Raw genomic sequence first — 18,024 nt, forward strand, 5'->3', positions numbered from 1 at the left:
CAAACCGGCGGCCAGCCGCAGCAGGGATACGCGCCGCAGCAACAGTCGCCCGCGACCCAGCAGCAACCGCCGATCGGGGAACAGCCGCACCAGTCCGCGCCCCAGCAGCAGGCACCCGCGCCGCAGCGACAGCCACAGCAGGGATACGCGCCGCAGCGACAGCCACAGCAGGGATACGAGCCACAGCGACGGCCACAGCAGGGATACGAGCCACAGCAACAGTCGCCTGCATTCCAGCAACACCAGCCCGCGCCCCAGCAGCAGGCGCCGCCGCAGCAACTGCCCGCCGGCGGACCGATGCCCGGGCAGGGTGCGCCGCAGCCCGCCGACCAGCAGGCGCAGGCGCCGCCCTCCCAGCCGCTCCCGCAGTTCGAGTCGGGCGTCACCACCCGACCGCCGTCGGAATTCCAGACGCAGCCGCCGCAGCCGCCCCAGGAGGGTCCGGTGGGGCAGCGCGAGACCGCGACCACCGAGTTCGGGGCGACGCCAGACGGCCAGCAGCCGAGGCGGGGACGGGCCGGCGAGACCGAATCGAACGCCGCCGAGACGCCGGCCGAAAACTCCTGAGCCGTCGGTCGACCGTCGACCGTCCGCCGTCGTGATCCCGTGACTCCCGAGCGCCGGCCGTGTTCGCGAGCGGGCCGGGGACGCGGCAGCTTCGAGCGCGGCGCGGGAGCGAATTTCGGGGGACAGACCGGCGATAGCGGGCGAATCCGCCGGTAACCAGACGGTACCCGTCGGGCCCGGGTGTGATAGTTCGCCGATACTTATTGGAGCACGCACCGAACCGCCGGTGGTGTTTCACGATGCAAGTGATCTGTAAAGACGGTACCGCGATCCAGTGTAGCGACTTCGAGGCGGTCGACTCCGGCGTGCTCCTCTACCAGGAGCAAGGTCGCCGCGAGACGCGGGGGGAAGAAGAGGAGGAAGAATCGGAAGAAGAGCGCCGGGCGACCGGGTTCGTCCCGATAACCGAACTGAAGTTCGTGCTGCCGGACGAACTCGCGGGGGCCGGCGGCCGGCAGACGGGCGCGACAGAGCGCGGACGGGCGACGCCGCCCGGCGCGCCGACCGGGGCCGGCGGACAGGTCGCCCAGCAACAGCAGATGCAGCAACAGCCGGGCGGGCCGCGACAGGGGCCCTACGGCATGGGCGGGCAGTGACCGACTCCGGTGGGATCGAGCAGTAGAGAGGGGACTCGCGCCGTCGCGTCCAGTGTCGCCCGTTCTGCGGTCACGGCTTCGGCTGTCCGGTCGCGACCGGTGGCGCCGGCGCTGTCCGTGTCGGCGTTCCCGACGGCGGTCGGACGCTCGCCCCGGCGACGCCTCAGTCCTCCGTCCAGTACATCAGGTTCTCCTTCTCGGTGCCGCAGTTCGGGCACTTCTCGGGGAGGTTGTCGTTGATCTCGCCCATCTCGCCGCACTCGGTGCAGCGCCACATCAGCTCCGCCTCGCCGAACGAGTGGCCCGAGCGGGCGTGCTCGACGCTGAGCGACTCGATGCCCTCGCGCGTCGTGACGAACACGCCGCTCTCTTCCATCCCGCGGACCGACCCGACGGGGATCCCGCTCTCGTCGTAGAGCGTCTGGCCGAACGACAGCGACGTGGCCTCCTCGGTGGCTTCCTGGTCCGATTCCTCGTCGGGAGTTTCGCCTCGTCCACTCATACTTCCAGTTGGGCCCCCTCGTGCAAAACTCTGGTCCCGGCGATACGGTCGTCAGCGACTGTGGCCCCGCGAACGTGGCGTGAGGCGACGGAGGCCGTTCCGGGCGCGCCACGCCGTTGCGGGCCGCCGTGACGGCGGTCTCGTCGGCGGGACGTCCTCCGTTTGCCCCCGTCGCAACACCGCTCCGGTCACCCGACCCGGACGAACCGGGCGTCCCCGCTCTGGTCGATCGTGATCCGGTACCCCTCGTAGGAGAACTCGACCTGGATCTGTGCCTCCGGGGAAGGCGGGTTCGAGAACAGGTTGTCGATCACGTGGTCGACGTGGTCGTACATCGTCGTGAGGTCGGTGGGCTCACAGCCCTCCAGGTCCGCCACCGCCTCCGCGACGGCCATCGCCGGGTCGTCCCGGTCGGTGTCGAACTGCCGGTGGACGATCGACGTCTCTTCGGACTGCTCGGTCTGGCTGTCCGTCATGGCAGGGAGTCGCCCGCACCGCTGAAGTTGTTTCCGACCGTTCGACAGTTCGTCGGCGATACGCCCGGCCTACGCGGACGACGGGAGAAACCGGACGCGTCGAAGTCGAAGAACGACGCCTGGTCGGGGCCGGCCTGGCGGACGGAGACGTGGTCGAAGCCGGCGTCGTCGACGGCGTGGTCAACCCACCGCCGACCCGGACGCCGAGACGGCGCTCACTGCTGGGGCAGCTGCGAGTCGGGCGAGTACTGGAGTCCCGTGGTGTTCATCGACAGTCCGGAGGACTGGCCGCCGGGCTGTCCTCCCGTCGCGGCGGGCGCGCCCTGCAGGTGCGCCTCCAGGAACCACAGCGACTTCGCGACCGCCCGGGAGATCTCGTTGAGGAGGTCGGCGGTGTCGAGGTCGTTCTGCTGGGTGACCGTCTCCAGTTGCCCGTAGAGGTTCGCGTCGAGGATCGCCAACCGGTCCGCCAGTTCGGCCACGAGGGCCATCCCCTCCGTGGTCTGGCGGGGGAGCGCCGGGATCGTGGTGTTCTGTGCGACCTCGCGGGCCGTGCCCGGGGGACGCCCTCCGAGGGCGCTCGACCGCTCGGCGACCTCGTCGATGAACGCTTCGAACTCCTCGGTCAGGTCCTCGAAGAGCTCGTGGAGCTGGTAGAACTCCTGGCCCTTGACGTTCCAGTGGGCGGACTTGAGCTGCATGTTGACCGCCGTGAGGTCGGCGAGGCACTGGTTGAGGACGCTGATGCTCGTCGTTCTGACGTCCTGGGGGAGATAGCTCCGCGTCGGAAACAGCTGGCCGACCGGCGCGGTCGGTGTCCGGGACTGTCCCTGTCCGCCGGTCGCGGGCTGCTGACTCTCGTTCTGTCGGCCGCTAGACTGCTGGCTCGGGGTAGATTCGTAGGTCTGGCTCATGGAATACCTCCGAGCGGCGGGTTAGTCGGGTGACGGTATCAAGGTTGACGGTGGGTGTGCAAGCGCGACGACGCCGTCACCGTCGCCGGCGCCCTACAGGTCCACCCGCAGGCGGATCGCGTCGTCGCCGACGTCGGCGACGGCGGCGCGTTCGAGCGGGAAGGCCGCCTTCCCGTGGTCTTCGACGCCGAGCTTCGCCGCGACCGTCTCGGCGATCCCGGGGTTGGGGTCGACGAACGGCGTCCCGTTCTCGTAGTCGACGAGCGTCCCGACCCGCTCGCCGTCGTGGACGACGGGTTTCCCGACGTCGCCCTCGGTGATCCGGTCGGCCACGGGCCTCACTCCTGTCGGCGCGGGTCGCCGTCCCGGTCGGGGTCCCGGGCCGCGTCTTCGGGGACTTGCGTCCCGCCCTCGGGCTCGGTTCGGCGAGTCGCGCCGTCGCGCTCGTCGTCGTCGATCGGGTCGAGCGGTCGGCCCTCGTTGTACTCCTCGGGGCCGGCGGCCTCGCCGGTCAGTTCGTGGTAGATCGCCTCCCGGGCCTCCTCGGCGGACTCGAAGCGCTCGTCGACGAGGCGGTCGAACACCGACCCCAGCGACTCCGTCTCGTTGCCGAGGTCGATCTGCTGGTCGCCGTACTCGACGGCGAGCTCCTCGGACGTAGTGGGGTACTTGGCCTCGCCCAGCATGTCGGCGACGCGCCCGAGTTCGTCCTCGACGATCCCCGTCCGCTCGCGGCGACGGTCGACCGCGCGCTGCTGGACACGCTCGGGGTCTGGGTCGTACGAATCACCGTCGTCTGGCATCGATCGCCTTTGGCCGACGATCCGGAAATGTCTGTTCCCGGCGCTCGCCCCGCGCGGGCGGCACGCGCCGGCGAAAGCCCGTTCCCCGTCCGCGTCCAACCGGGCGCATGGCCGAGTTCGACTTCGAGGCGCTGTTCGCGGAGGAACTCGACGCCGTCCCCGCGGAGTTCGTCGACCGCTCGCGGTTCGTCCCCGGCGCCGGACCGGCCGACGCCGACATCGCGTTCGTCGGCGAGGCGCCCGGCGCGACGGAAGTCGAGGAGGGCGAGCCGTTCGTCGGCCGCGCCGGGAGCCGGCTCGACAGCCTCTTCGAGACGACCGGGATCGACCGCGACGCCGTCTACGTCACGAACCTGGTGAAGGTGCGACCGCCGGAGAACCGCGACCCGACCGTCGACGAGCGCCGCGCCTGGAAGCCGCTGCTGGAGGCGGAACTCGACCGGGTCGACCCCGCGGTCGTCGTGACGCTCGGCGCCGTCGCGAGCGGGGCCATGCTCGACAGCGACGAGCCCATCGGCGACCTGCGCGACGAGACCTACGAGGTCGACGGCCGACTCGTCCTGCCGACCTACCACCCGGCGGCGACGTTCTACGACGACGACGTCGAGCCGATGCTGGAGCGCGACCTGCGGGTGGCGAGGAAGATCGCCGAGGGGGAGTGACGCGGCTCGGCCGGCGGATCGACGCACCCCGTTGCCGGTCGGCGGGATCGGTGACTGGGCTGTCGGCGGCCGGCGGGCCGGACGCGGTCAGTACCTGGGCTGCTCGCCGCCGCTGGTGATCCGGTCGACGAGGAGCCAGAGGAGGAAGAAGGGGAGTAGCGGGAGCATCCCGACGACGAGTATCGCCGCGATGGTGTAGCCGATGAAGCTCATCTCGCCGTTCGGGTGCAGACCGCGCATCTTGGAAGTTGTGTCCATGGGTTTGTGGTCTCGGGTGGGTCGTTCGGCGGGGCGGTGGGGCAATTGCGGGCCAGCGAGTCGGCGGGGAGATGGCGGGCCGACGAGTCCGCGGGGCGACGAGCGGGCGTCGCGGGTCAGGTTTCGAGCCACCAGCCGAGGAGTCGCTCGGCGTCCTCGGGGGAGCGCTTCCCGCGGCGTTCCTGCATCGTCTGGCCCTTGTCGTCTAACACGGTGCGTTCGAGGTTGTCGCGGGCGGCGCGGATCGCCGGCGCGTCGCCGTACTCCTCGCCGGTTCCGGCGAAGCGGCCGCGGTCGGTGAACAGCCGGATCGTCGCCTGGATGAGCGGCGACCCGCGCTGGCGCTCCTTGTGCTTGTGGAGGATCACGTACGCCTCGATGACGTCCATCTCGTCGTACTTGCTCTCGACCTTGTCGACGAGGGCGGCGATCTCCTCTCTGGTCATGCTGGTGAGATAGCGCGCGCCGAACACCTGCAGGCGGGGGCCCTCCTCGTCGGGCGTCCAGGTGAGCGACCGGAGCACGTCGGTCAGCGTGACGATGCCGTCGACGCCCTCCGCGGGGATCTCGACCACCAGCGACGAGTAGTCGTCCTCGAGCATCTCGTGGACGGCTTCGCCGAGGCCGGTCGTCGGGCCGGTCGTCGCGACGGGGGAGTTCATCACGTCCCGGGCGGGGAGGTCGAGCAGCCTGGACGCCACGCCGGCGCGCTCGCCGAACCCGCCGTGGGTCTTCGAGGAGTCTCCGGCGCCCGCCCCCTCGCCCCAGCCCTGGGCGTTCCCGCCCTGTTCCTGTTTGGTCGCGCGGACGGTGAACTCCAGCAGGTCGAAGGTGCTGATCATCCCGACGGCGCTGCCGGACTCGTCGATGACCGGCACGCGGGAGATGCTGTTGGTGCGGAGCCGGTTGATCACCTCGCCGAGGGTCGTCTCGGGCTCGACCGAGCGCAGGTCGCGGCTGTACACGTCGCTCACGTCGACCGCGTCCAGGAACGGCTCGGTCGCGGCGGCGACGCTCTCGTTGGTGGCGACCCCCTCGAACTGCTCGCCGTCGTAGACGGGGAGGATGGGGAACTCGCTCTCGACCATCTGGCGGGCGACCTCGCGGATGTCGTCGCGCCGGTCGACGTGCGGCACGTCCTCGCGCATGACGGACTTCGCCTTCTGGTCGGGGTCGTGCTGTGACCCGATCAGCACGTCGCGCGTGACGATACCCTCGATCCCGTCGTCGGAGCCGATCAGCAGCCCGGGATCGCGGTGGGTCTGGAACGCGCCCATCAGCTTCGACACCGTCGTATCGGGGTCGAACTCGCGATACTCGGTCGTGACGGCCTCCGCGATATCCATTCGTCCCCAGTTCGGGCGCTCACGGGATAGGGCGCTGGCTTGCAGTCGCCACCCTCCCCGCGCCCGCCCTGGATCGGCCGTCCCGGATCGGCCGTCCCGGATCGGCCGCCCCGGATCGGTCGCTCGCGTCCGGGGTCGCACACCACCCGGCTCACGACGGGCGTGGACTTTTGCCCCGGCGAGGGGAACTACGCTCGTATCCAGCGGCCCAGCCGCGACGACCTCCGGCGCGGCGTGACCGTCGAGGTCGTCCGCGAGGTGAAACCGGCGTCGGGCGTCACCGGCCGCGTCCAGGCTATCGCCCCGGAGCCCTGACCGGCGCCGGCCGAGCCGGGCCGTGGGTCGGACCGACCGCGGTTCGCCGCGGGAGTAGCGGTAAGCGGGTAGTACTCCCGGTAAGCGCGTCCAAAGCTTGAAGTGTCGTCTGACACACCGGACTGTAGATGACGACGCTCGACGAGTCCGTGACCGTCTCCGTCAGGAACCTCGGGGGCATCGACGACGAGGAGGTGACGCTCGACCCCGGGGTGACGGTGCTCACGGGTCGGAACGCGACGAACCGCACGTCGCTGCTGCGCTCGATCGCCGCGGCGCTGGGTGGCAGCGCCGGCGAACTCAAGGCGGACGCGGACGACGGGTCCGTCGAACTCACCGTCGGTGACGAGACCTACACCCGCCGGCTCGAGCGGACGAGCGGCGGCGTCCGGGCGAGCGGCGACCCCTACACCGACGACGGAGCGGTCGTCGACCTGTACAGCTGCCTGCTCGCGACGAACCCGGCGCGCCAGGCGGTCGAGCGGGGCGACGGCGAGGCCCTCCGCGAGGCCGTGATGGAGCCGATCGACACCGCGGAGATCCGCGCCGAGATCGACCGCCGCCAGCGCGAGGTGCGGACCCTCTCGGAGGACCTCACCGAGGCCGACCGCGAGGCCGAGCGACTGCCCGGCCTCCGCGACCGGCTGGAGGCCCGCCGCGAGGAGCGCGAGGCGGTCGTCGACAGCATCGAGTCGGTCGAGGAGGCCGTCGACGCGACGGAGATCGACGCGACCGACGCCGAGGACGCCGAGCGGGTCGTCGAGGAGCTCCGGGAGGCCCGCGAGGAGTTCGAGGGCGTCCGCGACCGGCTCGGCACCCAGCGCAACTCCGTCGAGTCGCTCGAAGACGAGCGCGAGACGGTCGCCGGGAACCTGGAGGCGGTCGACGCGCCGCGGGCGGAACTGGAGGAGGCGACCGACGACCTCGATCGGCTCCAGCAGCGCCGGCGCGCCCTCGAGAACACCATCAACAACCTCGTGTCGATCGTCGAGTTCAACGCGGAACTGGCCGACGAGTCCGCTGACGCCCTGCCCGGCGGCGGCGGGGACGACGACGTCGTCGCGGCGCTGGACCCGACCGCCGAGACCGTCGACTGCTGGACCTGCGGGACGACGGTCGAGCGGGCGGCGATCGAAGCGCGCGTCGACGACCTGCGCGCCGTCGTCGACGAGAAGCGCCGCGAGCGCAACGAGCTGCGGACCGAGATCGGCGACCAGCGCGAGTACGTCGCCGCCCTGCGTGGAGACGTCCAGGAACACGAGTCGCTCGTGGCGGAGCTCGAGGACATCGACGCGGAGATCGAGCGCCGCGAGTCGCGCATCGACGACCTCGAAGCGCGGGCCGAGGCCCTCCGCGAGCGGATCGAGGAGCTGGAGGCGGCGGCCGCCGAGTCGGACGACCTGCGCGACAGCGACCTGCTCGACCGCTACCAGCGCCTCTCGGAGCTGGAGTACGAGCGCGGCCAGATCGACGAGGCGATCGACGCCCTGGAGAGCGAGATCGAGGCGGCCGAGGCCGAGCGCGACCGGCGCGACCGACTGGAGTCCGAGATCGAGGCCCACCGGGACGAACTGGCGGCCCTGCGATCGCGGATCGCCGACGTCGAGCGAGCGGCCGTCGAGACGTTCAACGACCACATGGAGACGGTGCTGGGCCTGCTCGGCTACGAGAACGTCGAGCGGGTGTGGATCGAGCGCAAGACCGACGCGGCGGCCGACGAGGTCGCGCCCGAGAGCACGTTCGACCTGCACGTCGTGCGGTCGACGCCCGCGGGGTCGGTCTACGACGACACCGTCGCGCACCTCTCGGAGTCCGAGCGGGAGGTGATCGGCCTCGTCGTCGCGCTGTCGGGCTACCTCGTCCACGACGTCCACGAGGAGGTGCCGTTCGTCCTCCTGGACTCACTGGAGGCCATCGACGCCGAGCGCATCGCCGACCTGGTCGAGTACTTCGCCGACTACGCGCCGTACCTCGTGGTCGCGCTGCTCCCCGAGGACGCCCAGGCGCTCCCTGACCGCTTCGCGCGCGTCCGCACGACCGAGGCCGTCGCCTGAGCCGCTCGGGACCCGTCAGCCGCCCGGAACCGGCCGCGGTTGCTCCCGGAGACGACCGCCCGGGCTGCGGACCCGGCCGTTGCTTCACGCTGATATCACTGTTAAGCCCGGCTTATCGCGCTCGTCGGATCGCCCAGCGAGACGGACACGCCCGCGAGCGGGCCCGATTCGACCGATTACCGGCGATCGAAGCACGTAGGCGGCACGTTCTTTTGCCGGCCGCGTCGAACGTGTACCCGATGAGCACCATCGTCGAGGCCACCGTCCCGGCCGAGCAGTTCGCACTCTCGGAGACGCTCGCGGCGGTCCCTGACGCGGAGGTACGCATGGTCCGCCTCGTCGCGCACGGGGCAGAGCACGTCATGCCGTTTCTCTGGGCGGGCTGTGAGGACACCGACCGGCTCCACGACGCGCTGGCGAACGACCCGACGACGGAGGACGTCGACGCGCTCGCCGACTTCGACGGCGAGTCGCTGTTCCGGGTCGAGTGGGCGACCCGCGTGCGCGTCCTCGTCTCGATCATCGCCGAGGAGAACGCGACGATCCTCGACGCCTCCGGCCAGGGCGACACCTGGCACCTGCAGATCTTCTTCCCCGAGCACGAGCGCGTCTCCGAGACCGACGAGTTCTGCGCGGAGTACGGGATCGACCTCTCGCTCGAACGGATCAACCGCCTCTCCGAGGCCGCCGAGTACGGCCACCTCGGGCTCACCGAGCGCCAGTACGAGACGCTCTGTAGCGCCTACGAGGCGGGCTACTACGACGTGCCGCGGACGGTCAACCAGGAGGAGCTCGCCGAGCACTTCGACGTGTCCCACCAGGCGCTCTCCGAGCGGCTCCGCCGCGCCCACGAGACGGTCATCACGAACGCGCTCTACCACAAGATCCACCGCCGCGACCACGAGGTGTCGCCGCGGATGCGCCACGAGATCGACACCTGATCGCTGCCCATGGCCACGATCACGTCCCCACCGTCCGAGTCCGCGACCGACCCCGACGACCGGGCGGCGCTGGCCCGCGCCCGGTCCGTCGCGTACCTGCTCGACGAGTCGATCCGCGTCCCGTGGACGCCGGTCCGCATCGGCCTCGACCCGATCCTCGGGATCGCGCCCATCTCCGGCGATCTCGTCGCCGCGCTCGCCTCGCTGTACATCGTCTTCAAGGCCGTGGAGGTGGGCGTCCCGGCGCGGCACGTGGCCGCGATGCTCTGGCGCGTCCTCGTCGAGTTCGCCGTCGGGTCGATCCCGTTCGTCGGCACCCTCTTCGACGCCGGGTGGAAGATCAACAAGCGAAACGTCGACGTGATGGAAGCCCACGTCGAGGGGTCGGCGTGACCGTCCCGGTCCTGCGCTCGCGCCGCTCTCGACGAGCGTGTCGGCATTGAGATCTCTCCGCGTGTTCGGGCTCGCCTCTATCCTACGCGCTGTGTGGCCCGCTCGTGCGCTCTCGGTACCGCCGTCCGATCGGCAGAACGGTCCGTCGACGGCGGTGCTCACCCGAACAGCTGGACGAGCGCGAACGCGCCGATAGCGAAGGCGTAGAGCGGGATCAGGTACTCAAGCACTCGGCCCGGGAGGACGCGCACGAGATAGGGCGCGACGATCGCGGCGAAGAACGCGCCGGTAAACAGCGAGGGGAACAGACCGTACTCGATCGGAAAGCCGCCGAGGAACAGTCCGAAGTACGCGACCGCGCCGACCAGGGACACTATCCCCTCCGCGAGCGACGTGATCGCCGTCGCCGTCTTCTCGTAGACGCCGGCGTAGATCTGTCCGAGCGTCGCGATGGGCCCGTAGCCGCCACCGGAGATCCCCTTGTTGACGCCCGCCAGCAGCGCGAACCCGGCGAGTCTGCGCGGGCGGTAGCTCACTTCGCTCGGCAGGAGCTGCCGCAGGAGGCCGATGACGCCCATGGCGATGACCAGCAGGGCGACGTAGACCTCGATAGCCCGTGCGGGCAACTCGACCAGGAGGTACGCGAAACCGATCGAGACGAGTGTCCCGAGGACGCCGACGCCCGCCAGCAGCGCGACCGCCCTGGTGGCGTCGGTCAGCGGCGGCGTCACCGAGAACTGGACGTTCCCGAACTCGTGGTGGAGCACGCCGGCGAGCAGTCCGGTCACGGTCTCCGTGACGAACAGCACCGGCACCACTTCGAGCGGCGCGTACCCGAACGAGAACAGCAGCGGGGTCAGCGACGTGCCGAACCCCATTCCCGAGGCGGAATCCAGCGTCTCGAAGACGAACCCCGCGAGGAGGACGCCCGGGAGCAACAGGGACCGAACCGACTGGGAGTCTGCGGGACCGTCGCCGGTGACGAGCACGCTCCCCGCGAGAATCACCAGATACCCCGCCACCAGCAGTACCAGCCGTCGACGGGTTCGACGCCGGAGCCTGACCCTGTCGCCGATGGGCTTCTCGTCGAGCCGCCGTGCCGCTCTGTCGATCGCCGGCTCCGCGTAGTCGACGGGCTCCTGGAACGCGGAGTCTGTCTCGGTAGGTGGGTTCGACATCTGGAGGGAACGTGGTGTCGTGCGATACGTCGCGTGACGGCTATTGTTCATGCCCCGTTATTCCGTCGTTGCGTCGGATTACGGCCCGGACGGCACCCGGATCGAGTCGGTTCTACGATCCATCGCCGTCGGCCGTCGGGCAGTCGCAGCCGCCGCGGTCGACGAACTCGTCGACGGGGTAGGTCGCGCCGCAGTCCTCGCAGGTCACCCGGACGACGTGGGAGGTCGTGAGGTCGCCCACGGTGAACCCGTCGGTGTTGGCCAGCCGGTCGAGCGTCCGCTCGACGATGCCCTCGCTGCGCGAGCGCGCCCACTCGACGGTGCCGCGGGCGTCCTCGACGGACAGCGGGGTGCGGCGGTCGGTGTCGTAGTCCAGGCAGTCGCGAAAGTGCGTGCGGACGGTCTGGTAGGAGACGAAGTCACTCTCCAGGGCGTCGACGTCGACCCCGGCGCGGGCCAGCCGGTCGCGGAGTTCGGCGCGTTCCCCGGCGCTGGCGCCGTCGCCGGTCAGCCCCTCGTAGACGCTCGACAGGTCGCCGATCACGTCCGCGTCGGCCTCGCGGAGCGCGGCGCGCAGGATCGCCTCGTTGACGACGGTCTCCAGGTCGCGGAGGCTCGCGCCGTCGCGTCGGCGGTCTGTCAGCGTCCGGTCGAAGGCGCCCAGCCCGTAGCGCCGGACGCTTCGGCCGATCTTGCAGGAACAGCCCGCCTCGCCCGTCCCGTCGACCGCGTCGGAGTCCGTCATTGTCACTCTCTAGTGAAAACGGACACTTAGAGGCTACGCGTGCGCCCGCCGGGCGGCGCCCGGTCGCTCGACCGCTATCTCGACGGCCAGTCCGGCCCCCGCTGTCGGTCGGGATCCGGCGCCGGTCCCGGCGTCGGCGGCCCGCGCGACGGCCGATCGTCACCGGCCGGTGGCCGCTGCTGTCGGTTCGCACTCTTGGGCGGTGTCTGTCGACTCGCGCCCCCGGGAATGGCCTGCCGATTCGCTGTCTCGGGCGAGCGGGCCTGTCGTCCCGCGTCTGCGTGCTGCTGTGGTTGCCCGGGCGGGCCCGCGGGCGGTGCGCGGCCGCCCGGTGCCGGTGGCGCTCGCTCCTGGGGGCTCGCCGTCGCCTGTCGCTGCTGGGGCCGCTCGACGGCGGGTCGCGGGTTCGACCCGACCGGATCCCCGTTCCCCTGGACCTGCATCGGGACGAGGTCGAGCGCGGGCGGCCACGTCCGCTCGGCGCTCGCGCCCGTGGACTGCGGCGCGTGCGCGTTCCCGGCCGGGGCCTCGTTTCCGGGGTTGCGGGGCGGTCTCCCCGGTGGCGCTGCAGTCGGCGGCGCTCTGCCCGGTGGCGCTGCAGTCGGTGGCGCTCCGCTCGGTGGCGCTCCACCCGGTGGCGTCCCGCCCCGCGCTTCGACACCCGGTCGATCCGCGGGGCGGGAGGCCTGTTCCGTCGCGGGGCGCGACCGGTGTCCCTCCGCCGGCGGCGACCGGCTCCGTGGGGGCTGCTGCGGGGCGGTGCCGGGACGATTCTGGCGCGGACCGGGGCCCGGTGGTCCCCGAGGCGGTCCAGTCGCCGCCGACCCGCCGGACGGCTGGGCTCTCCCCGGAGAGCCGGGGCCACCGGCCGGATCGGGGGGCTGGCCGGTCGGGACGTCCGCCGTGCTCGACCGTCCCCCGGGCGCTCGTTCCCGCGATTCGGGGGCGCGCCGCGCGCCCGTCTCGGCGTCGGTCGCGTCGCCCGGGCCCGCGGGCTCTGTCGCTGCATCCGCGGCCGACTTCGCGCGCTCCGCGTCGGACTCGGCCCCGCCGTCGGCGGTCTCCGCCTCCGCGCCGTCGGCGTCTGTCTCGCCCCGCTCGTCTTTCGACAGGAACTGTCCGGTCTCGGGGTCCCGGGGCTGGTCGTCCGACTCGGTCTCTCCCGCGGACGCGTCGTCCGGGTCGCTGTGCTCGCTGTCCGCCGTATCGGTGTCGTCGGAACTCATTGGTGATCGCCAGCCGCGTGACGCGCTGACACGGGCAGTTCCCGGTGCTGACGCTTAAAAACGGGTGACGATTCGAGCGGTTTCCCCGCCCTTACCCGGCGAGCGCGTGCGCTTTCGACCCTCCCGACCGTTGCAGCGGCCGGTCGGCGGTCGAAGACGCCCGTCGACCGGGAGGCGCGGCTCACGGCGGCGCTGGCGGGCGAGTCGGTGGCGACACGTCGCTGGGGCGTGCGGTCAGCCGGGCGCGGCGCACTCCTCGGGGAGGTCCCGCTTCGAGAGGCGCTCGGCGCCGCAGGTGACACAGCGGTAGAACGACTCCCGGTAGCCGCGCTGGCCCGCGTGGCTGCGGTGTGATTCGGGGTGCCGACCCGGGACCCACTCGGTCTTGTCGATGACCAGGTGGGGGCCGACTGGCTCGGCGTCGGGGTAGGACGGTGCGACGGATCTGACGGTGCTGTTGTGGGTGCTCATGTTTCTCGGTCCCACGGCGGTCTGACCCGGCCGTCGACCGCGCAACGGCGAGTCGAGGGGGTCGCCCTCCCTACGCTATCGACGGGCATAAGCGACTCCCCTGGCAGGGGCGTGACCTGTCGCAGTCACGGGGTTTCGACGGCGAGAGCGCCGCCGCGACTCCGGTCGCGTCCCGGGCGAAATCGGTGCCCCGGCAAAGTTTATTGACTGGTGGAGCGAACGTTCCTCCGTCGGCCGACGAGCGGAGCGTCCGCGCCGACTCAGTTACCATGACACCGAACCAGGGAGACCCGTCGGACCCGCGGGCACGACAGCAGCGAGGCACCGGCCAGCAACCGCCCCAGCGACCACAGAGCGGCCCGCCCAACCCGCAACCGCCGCAGGGACAGCCGCCGCAGGCGCAACCGCCCCGGGCGCAACCGCCCCAGCCACCCCAGCCCCAGTCCCAGGGACCGCCCCAGCAGGGACAGCCGATGCAGGGGCAACCGATACAGGGCCAGCCGACGCCGTCGCCGCAGTACGGGGTGCCGCAGGGGCAGTCCCAGCAGTCCCAGCAACCGATGGGGTCGCACGGCATGCCGACGAGCGGGGGCGCGCCGGGCGCCCAGTCCCAGCAGATGCAGCACGCGTCGCAGCCCGACGCCGGCGGGATGCAGGCCGGCCAGCAGTCGGCCCGGATCCCGGGCGCTCAGGCGCCGCGGGGTCGGTCGCTGCTCAGGCCGGTCTCGGTCGACGACGTCGTCGCGGAGGACGTCGTGACCGTCGAACCGGACGCGTCGGTTCGCACGGCGGTCGAGAAGATGCGGGACCGCGACGTCGGTTCGGTCGTCGTCGTGGAGGACGACAAGCCGGTCGGCGTCCTCACGGACCGGACGGTCGCGCTGGCGCTCGCAGACGACCAGAACGTGGCGGAATCGGCCGTCGAGGAACTGATCGGCCGCGACCTGATCTCGGTCGACGCCTCGACAGACATCTTCGAGACGCTCCAGCTGATGCGCGACGAGGGGATCCGGCGGCTCCCCGTCGTCGACGACGAGGGGCGCCTCCAGGGGATCGTGACGCTCGACGACGCGCTCGTCCTGCTCGGGAGCGAACTCGACAAGCTCGCGACGACCGTCCAGGAGCAGTCACCGCGGCTGTGACCGGGGTCGGTCTGACCAAAGGAGTTATAACTGCTCGTTAGAAAGCCCGTCTTAATGGCGACCCGAGATCGACCCTCCTTCGAGGAGATGTGTCGTACGTTCCCGATCCGGACGGGCCTCTTTACTTTCGGACCGCTCGCAGTCGGTGCTGCGCAGTCGCTCAACGCCGTCGCACACGGCACGAACCTGTGGATCGTCGCGCTCATCGCGGCCGCGATGGTGGCCTACTCCGTCCTCGTGACGAACTACCACCTGGCGTCGTTCCGGCGGCGGACGATCTACGGGAGCATCGAGTAAGACGCGACGCCAGTCCCGACACGGGGCGGGTCCCGTCTCAGGTCGCCGTTTTCGTCGCTCGGTTCGTGAGCGGTCGGACGCCGGTCACAACACCAGCGAGACGACCGCCAGTACGAGGAAGATGAGCACGAGCCACTTGGCGATCTCCATGCTCAATCCGGCGATCCCGCGCGCACCGAGCAACGCGGCCACGATCGCGAGGACGAAAAACGCGATCGCGAGTGTGATGAAATCCCCCGAGAAGAACTGCAAGGGGACCGCGGTCAGCGCGCTAAGCGGGTCGGACAGACGACCGGCTACCGTGAGCATACTGAACATGCGTTCTCACCGATGGCTACTCGCCCGCGCCTCATTGTAATAGAGCGGGTACCCCACCTAACGCGGCGTTATTCCTCGACGCCGGCGATAACGCCGTCTTATCCCGCCTGAACGCCGTAGTGGCGCCCGCTATCGCGACCGCGCGCGCCCGGACCGAGATCGAGTGACGCGCCGTCCGCGACCGTCGTTGCCCCGCGGTGAGCCCGCGATCGCGGGCGAAAACCGCCACCGAACGGCCGGGATCCGGCGGTAGCAGCCGAAACGGCGGGACGTCACTCGGCCCGTGCGGCCAGAAATGATCGCGATCTGGTACGGATCGTCGGGTGCGGGGTGAGCGGAACATTCTTACGTCAGTCTTTCCGAGAGTACGGCGACGCTACCGGCGCCGGATCCCAGAGTATGCCAGACGAACCAAGCCCCGATCCCCGGATGGAGTCCGAGTACGTCGAGACGTACAGCGACGAGGGCGGCGACGGGTCGGTGACGCTCGTCGGCGTCGTCCACGACCACCCAGCGAGCGTCTACCGCGTGCGCCGCGTCGTCGAGCGCGAGGCGCCCGACGTCCTCGCGCTCGAACTCCCGCCGCTCGCGGTCCCGCTCTACGAGACACACGCCGCCGACGAGGAGACGCCGCCGCCGTTCGGCGGCGAGATGAGCGCCGCGGTCCAGGCCGCCGGGACCGACGACGTGGTCGGCATCGACGGGCCGTCGACGGCGTTCTGTCGCCGTCTCGCGCGGACGCTCGTCGCCCGCGGGACGTCCCTCGAGACGGCCGTGCGCTCGGTTCGCGGCGTCGCGTCCGTCGGCAAGACCGCGCTCGCGTGTCGCGCCGCCGCGACGCTCACGAACCGCACGGGACTCCGGATCGCCGTCGGCGACCCGACGAGCCACGGCGTCAGTCGGAGCGACCCCCCGCGGGAGCAGGTCGCGGACGAGAACCGTCAGATCCGGACGGCGACGGCCGTCCTCGACGCGCTCGAATCGCCCCCGGCCTCGCGCGTCCGCTCGGAGACGCGGGAGGCGCACATGGCCGACAGACTCCAGACCCTGCGCACGCGCGGTGACGTCGTCGCCGTCGTCGGGCTCGGCCACTTCGAATCGATCCGCGATCGGCTGACCGCGTGACCGGCTGACCGCCCGACCCGCGGGCGTGCAGACGCCCGGGCGGATCCGATCGGTGTGACAGCGCTCGCACCGCTCCTGGCTCAGCGGACTCTTTCACTGTCGGATGCTCCGCAGCGGACGCGCGAGCCAGGGGTCCGTCCCATGTTCTGCTACCCCATATTATAAATTCCTATTATACCTGTAGATATTATATATTTACGGATCATCGGTCAGTGGGGCTGGTTTACCGATCCCCTCCTCGACCGATCCTCGAAGTCGAAAACGATCGTCAGATAGGTAGAGAACGTGCGATAGGCGGGGAATGGGGCCAGTTTTACGAACTAGCTGTGGCCTGCCTGTCTCCACACAGCGAGCCGGCGGTCAGGATCGCTGCTGTCATCTGCCGTTCGGCCCTGATACCGAACAATACCAGCTGAAACCGCCCTGCTATCGAGATAATCCGTTCATAGAGGCGTGTTCGCGACTGCTCGCACTGCTCCTGCTCGAAAAGTAAATACGTATGGTAGATAGCAGGATATACCGTACTCCTTACGTTCGTCTATTGTCCGATGGAAGGGGGTGGTCGACGAGCGGAGCTGGCCTCGCGACGAGGCAGGGTCGACCCGGTATTCTCCCGACGCAGGGTCACCAGGTCTGTCGGCGTTCGCGTGCGCGCACGCGATGGAAGAGTCTGCCACGGTATCTGAGCGCGCTCCCGGCAGTGCCGCGGCGACTCGAGCGGAATTGGGCGGCTGTGTCCCTGTGCAGCTCGTGTGGCGACTACCGATCGGCCCGGGCGGGACTACAGCGAACGTGAGTCGCTGTCACTGTGCAGGTAAGTCGAAAGTATTTAAATCCACTACCACGGTAACGTGTCATCCCGGCGCCTTCGTGTGGTTTTCACTCACAGAGACGGCCGGTTTTCGCAACGTTTAATACCCGGAACCCTGTACGATTATATCCGTTCGAGGGCAGTGGAAGCGGGGACGTCCCGTGGTCCGCTGGCCCCGACCACGCGGTGACGGAGCTCGAACCCGCCACCGGGATCACACTTAAAGCCGGTGTGGCGACGATTACCACACCGGCGCCGTCGTGTGATTCCGGCCCACGGCGGGTTCGGACTTCGGAACCATTAAGTGGGGTAACCCACTACGATGATATCCGCACGAGGGAAAACGGGACGCGGCCTCAGGCCGCACCGTCTTCCCGACCCATGAGGATTCCACCCCTGCGGTCCGCCGTACAGATGGGATCTGATGTGAGCCTTGACAGTTCGGTGATACCCGATCGGAACGGCCGATGCGGTGTTACCGACTGACGGACCAGACATACGCGCACGTTCATAGCGTGCACACACGTTGATAGCGTGTCTCCGCCAGATCCCGGCCTCGAGCCGGGAAACCATTCCGGTTGATCCTGCCGGAGGCCATTGCTATCGGAGTTCGACTTAGCCATGCTAGTCGCACGGGTTCAGACCCGTGGCAAATAGCTCAGTAACACGTGGTCAAACTGCCCTACAGATCGGGATAACCTCGGGAAACTGAGGCTAATCCCGAATAGGACTTTCAGGCTGGAGTGCCGAGAGTCTCAAACGCTACGGCGCTGTAGGATGTGGCTGCGGCCGATTAGGTAGACGGTGGGGTAACGGCCCACCGTGCCGATAATCGGTACAGGTTGTGAGAGCAAGAGCCTGGAGACGGAATCTGAGACAAGATT

At 69.9% G+C, this 18,024-nt stretch carries 23 protein-coding genes and 1 rRNA gene; 11 read left to right on the top strand and 13 right to left on the bottom strand.

Annotated elements, in window-relative coordinates:
- Positions 1–279, bottom strand: a 279-nt coding sequence (locus ACMGFE_RS25145) for a hypothetical protein (protein ID WP_436928017.1), incomplete at its 3' end; no start/stop codon positions are given.
- An 18-nt stretch (positions 280–297) separates the two neighbouring features.
- On the opposite strand from ACMGFE_RS25145, the gene ACMGFE_RS25150 reads away from it, so the two are divergent.
- Both ACMGFE_RS25150 and ACMGFE_RS25155 read left to right on the top strand, forming a co-directional pair.
- Positions 298–567 carry a hypothetical protein gene (locus ACMGFE_RS25150; RefSeq protein ID WP_436928018.1) on the top strand — a complete coding sequence of 90 codons (270 nt, stop codon included), beginning with the start codon at positions 298–300 and terminating at the stop codon, positions 565–567.
- Positions 568–806: 239 nt separating this feature from the next.
- Positions 807–1,163, top strand: coding sequence for a hypothetical protein (locus ACMGFE_RS25155; RefSeq protein ID WP_436928019.1), 357 nt, complete (start codon positions 807–809; stop codon positions 1,161–1,163).
- Between the two features lie 163 nt (positions 1,164–1,326).
- Here the strand turns inward: ACMGFE_RS25155 and ACMGFE_RS25160 are convergent, their stop codons facing one another.
- The 5 genes from ACMGFE_RS25160 to ACMGFE_RS25180 all read right to left on the bottom strand — a co-directional run bounded on the left by ACMGFE_RS25160 (position 1,327) and on the right by ACMGFE_RS25180 (position 3,858).
- Positions 1,327–1,665, bottom strand: coding sequence for a DUF7130 family rubredoxin-like protein (locus ACMGFE_RS25160; protein WP_436928020.1), 339 nt, complete (start codon positions 1,663–1,665; stop codon positions 1,327–1,329).
- 188 nt (positions 1,666–1,853) lie between these two features.
- Positions 1,854–2,141 carry a HalOD1 output domain-containing protein gene (locus ACMGFE_RS25165; protein WP_436928021.1) on the bottom strand — a complete coding sequence of 96 codons (288 nt, stop codon included), beginning with the start codon at positions 2,139–2,141 and terminating at the stop codon, positions 1,854–1,856.
- Between the two features lie 215 nt (positions 2,142–2,356).
- Positions 2,357–3,055 carry a DNA starvation/stationary phase protection protein Dps gene (gene dps, locus ACMGFE_RS25170; RefSeq protein WP_436928022.1) on the bottom strand — a complete coding sequence of 233 codons (699 nt, stop codon included), beginning with the start codon at positions 3,053–3,055 and terminating at the stop codon, positions 2,357–2,359.
- A gap of 93 nt (positions 3,056–3,148) precedes the next feature.
- Positions 3,149–3,388 (bottom strand): DUF8593 domain-containing protein, encoded by a 240-nt coding sequence (locus tag ACMGFE_RS25175; RefSeq protein ID WP_436928023.1) that lies wholly within the window; start codon positions 3,386–3,388, stop codon positions 3,149–3,151.
- Positions 3,389–3,393: 5 nt separating this feature from the next.
- A complete protein-coding gene (locus ACMGFE_RS25180) occupies positions 3,394–3,858 on the bottom strand; it encodes a DUF5789 family protein (RefSeq protein WP_436928024.1) in 465 nt (154 codons plus the stop codon).
- A gap of 107 nt (positions 3,859–3,965) precedes the next feature.
- On the opposite strand from ACMGFE_RS25180, the gene ACMGFE_RS25185 reads away from it, so the two are divergent.
- Complete coding sequence (locus ACMGFE_RS25185) at positions 3,966–4,520, top strand: uracil-DNA glycosylase (RefSeq protein WP_436928025.1); 555 nt, start codon at positions 3,966–3,968, stop codon at positions 4,518–4,520.
- A gap of 87 nt (positions 4,521–4,607) precedes the next feature.
- On the opposite strand, the gene ACMGFE_RS25190 is transcribed toward ACMGFE_RS25185, so the two are convergent.
- Both ACMGFE_RS25190 and ACMGFE_RS25195 read right to left on the bottom strand, forming a co-directional pair.
- On the bottom strand, positions 4,608–4,778 hold the full coding sequence (locus tag ACMGFE_RS25190; RefSeq protein ID WP_436928026.1) for a DUF7535 family protein: 171 nt from the start codon (positions 4,776–4,778) through the stop codon (positions 4,608–4,610).
- A 116-nt stretch (positions 4,779–4,894) separates the two neighbouring features.
- A complete protein-coding gene (locus tag ACMGFE_RS25195; RefSeq protein WP_436928027.1) occupies positions 4,895–6,124 on the bottom strand; it encodes a CBS domain-containing protein in 1,230 nt (409 codons plus the stop codon).
- A gap of 162 nt (positions 6,125–6,286) precedes the next feature.
- Here ACMGFE_RS25195 and ACMGFE_RS25200 point away from each other — a divergent pair, with 162 nt between their 5' ends.
- The 4 genes from ACMGFE_RS25200 (at position 6,287) to ACMGFE_RS25215 (ending at position 9,827) form a co-directional block, all read left to right on the top strand.
- Positions 6,287–6,439 carry a hypothetical protein gene (locus ACMGFE_RS25200; protein WP_436928028.1) on the top strand — a complete coding sequence of 51 codons (153 nt, stop codon included), beginning with the start codon at positions 6,287–6,289 and terminating at the stop codon, positions 6,437–6,439.
- A gap of 128 nt (positions 6,440–6,567) precedes the next feature.
- Complete coding sequence (locus tag ACMGFE_RS25205) at positions 6,568–8,493, top strand: archaea-specific SMC-related protein (protein ID WP_436928029.1); 1,926 nt, start codon at positions 6,568–6,570, stop codon at positions 8,491–8,493.
- A 239-nt stretch (positions 8,494–8,732) separates the two neighbouring features.
- The gene (locus ACMGFE_RS25210; RefSeq protein WP_436928030.1) at positions 8,733–9,434 is read left to right on the top strand and encodes a helix-turn-helix domain-containing protein; all 702 of its coding nucleotides are present in this window, start codon (positions 8,733–8,735) and stop codon (positions 9,432–9,434) included.
- 9 nt (positions 9,435–9,443) lie between these two features.
- A complete protein-coding gene (locus tag ACMGFE_RS25215; RefSeq protein ID WP_436928031.1) occupies positions 9,444–9,827 on the top strand; it encodes a DUF4112 domain-containing protein in 384 nt (127 codons plus the stop codon).
- Positions 9,828–9,985: 158 nt separating this feature from the next.
- Here the strand turns inward: ACMGFE_RS25215 and ACMGFE_RS25220 are convergent, their stop codons facing one another.
- The 4 genes from ACMGFE_RS25220 to ACMGFE_RS25235 form a co-directional block, all read right to left on the bottom strand.
- Positions 9,986–11,005: a sulfite exporter TauE/SafE family protein gene (locus ACMGFE_RS25220; RefSeq protein WP_436928032.1), complete on the bottom strand. Its 1,020-nt coding sequence runs from the start codon at positions 11,003–11,005 to the stop codon at positions 9,986–9,988.
- 112 nt (positions 11,006–11,117) lie between these two features.
- Positions 11,118–11,750 (bottom strand): rod-determining factor RdfA, encoded by a 633-nt coding sequence (gene rdfA / locus ACMGFE_RS25225; RefSeq protein WP_436928033.1) that lies wholly within the window; start codon positions 11,748–11,750, stop codon positions 11,118–11,120.
- 74 nt (positions 11,751–11,824) lie between these two features.
- Positions 11,825–12,976: a hypothetical protein gene (locus tag ACMGFE_RS25230; RefSeq protein ID WP_436928034.1), complete on the bottom strand. Its 1,152-nt coding sequence runs from the start codon at positions 12,974–12,976 to the stop codon at positions 11,825–11,827.
- 234 nt (positions 12,977–13,210) lie between these two features.
- Positions 13,211–13,447 carry a hypothetical protein gene (locus tag ACMGFE_RS25235; protein ID WP_436928035.1) on the bottom strand — a complete coding sequence of 79 codons (237 nt, stop codon included), beginning with the start codon at positions 13,445–13,447 and terminating at the stop codon, positions 13,211–13,213.
- Positions 13,448–13,920: 473 nt separating this feature from the next.
- On the opposite strand from ACMGFE_RS25235, the gene ACMGFE_RS25240 reads away from it, so the two are divergent.
- Entirely contained in the window at positions 13,921–14,589 is a 669-nt protein-coding gene (locus ACMGFE_RS25240; protein WP_436928036.1) for a CBS domain-containing protein, read from the top strand.
- Between the two features lie 54 nt (positions 14,590–14,643).
- Complete coding sequence (locus ACMGFE_RS25245) at positions 14,644–14,886, top strand: hypothetical protein (protein WP_436928037.1); 243 nt, start codon at positions 14,644–14,646, stop codon at positions 14,884–14,886.
- 84 nt (positions 14,887–14,970) lie between these two features.
- On the opposite strand, the gene ACMGFE_RS25250 is transcribed toward ACMGFE_RS25245, so the two are convergent.
- Complete coding sequence (locus ACMGFE_RS25250) at positions 14,971–15,195, bottom strand: DUF1328 domain-containing protein (RefSeq protein WP_436928038.1); 225 nt, start codon at positions 15,193–15,195, stop codon at positions 14,971–14,973.
- A 408-nt stretch (positions 15,196–15,603) separates the two neighbouring features.
- On the opposite strand from ACMGFE_RS25250, the gene ACMGFE_RS25255 reads away from it, so the two are divergent.
- Complete coding sequence (locus ACMGFE_RS25255; RefSeq protein ID WP_436928039.1) at positions 15,604–16,329, top strand: TraB/GumN family protein; 726 nt, start codon at positions 15,604–15,606, stop codon at positions 16,327–16,329.
- Positions 16,330–17,711: 1,382 nt separating this feature from the next.
- Positions 17,712–18,024: ribosomal RNA gene (locus ACMGFE_RS25260) — 16S ribosomal RNA — on the top strand; the annotation flags it as partial.

The organism is Halosimplex amylolyticum, assembly GCF_051414035.1.
In the GTDB taxonomy this organism is placed as follows: Archaea; Halobacteriota; Halobacteria; order Halobacteriales; family Haloarculaceae; genus Halosimplex; species Halosimplex amylolyticum.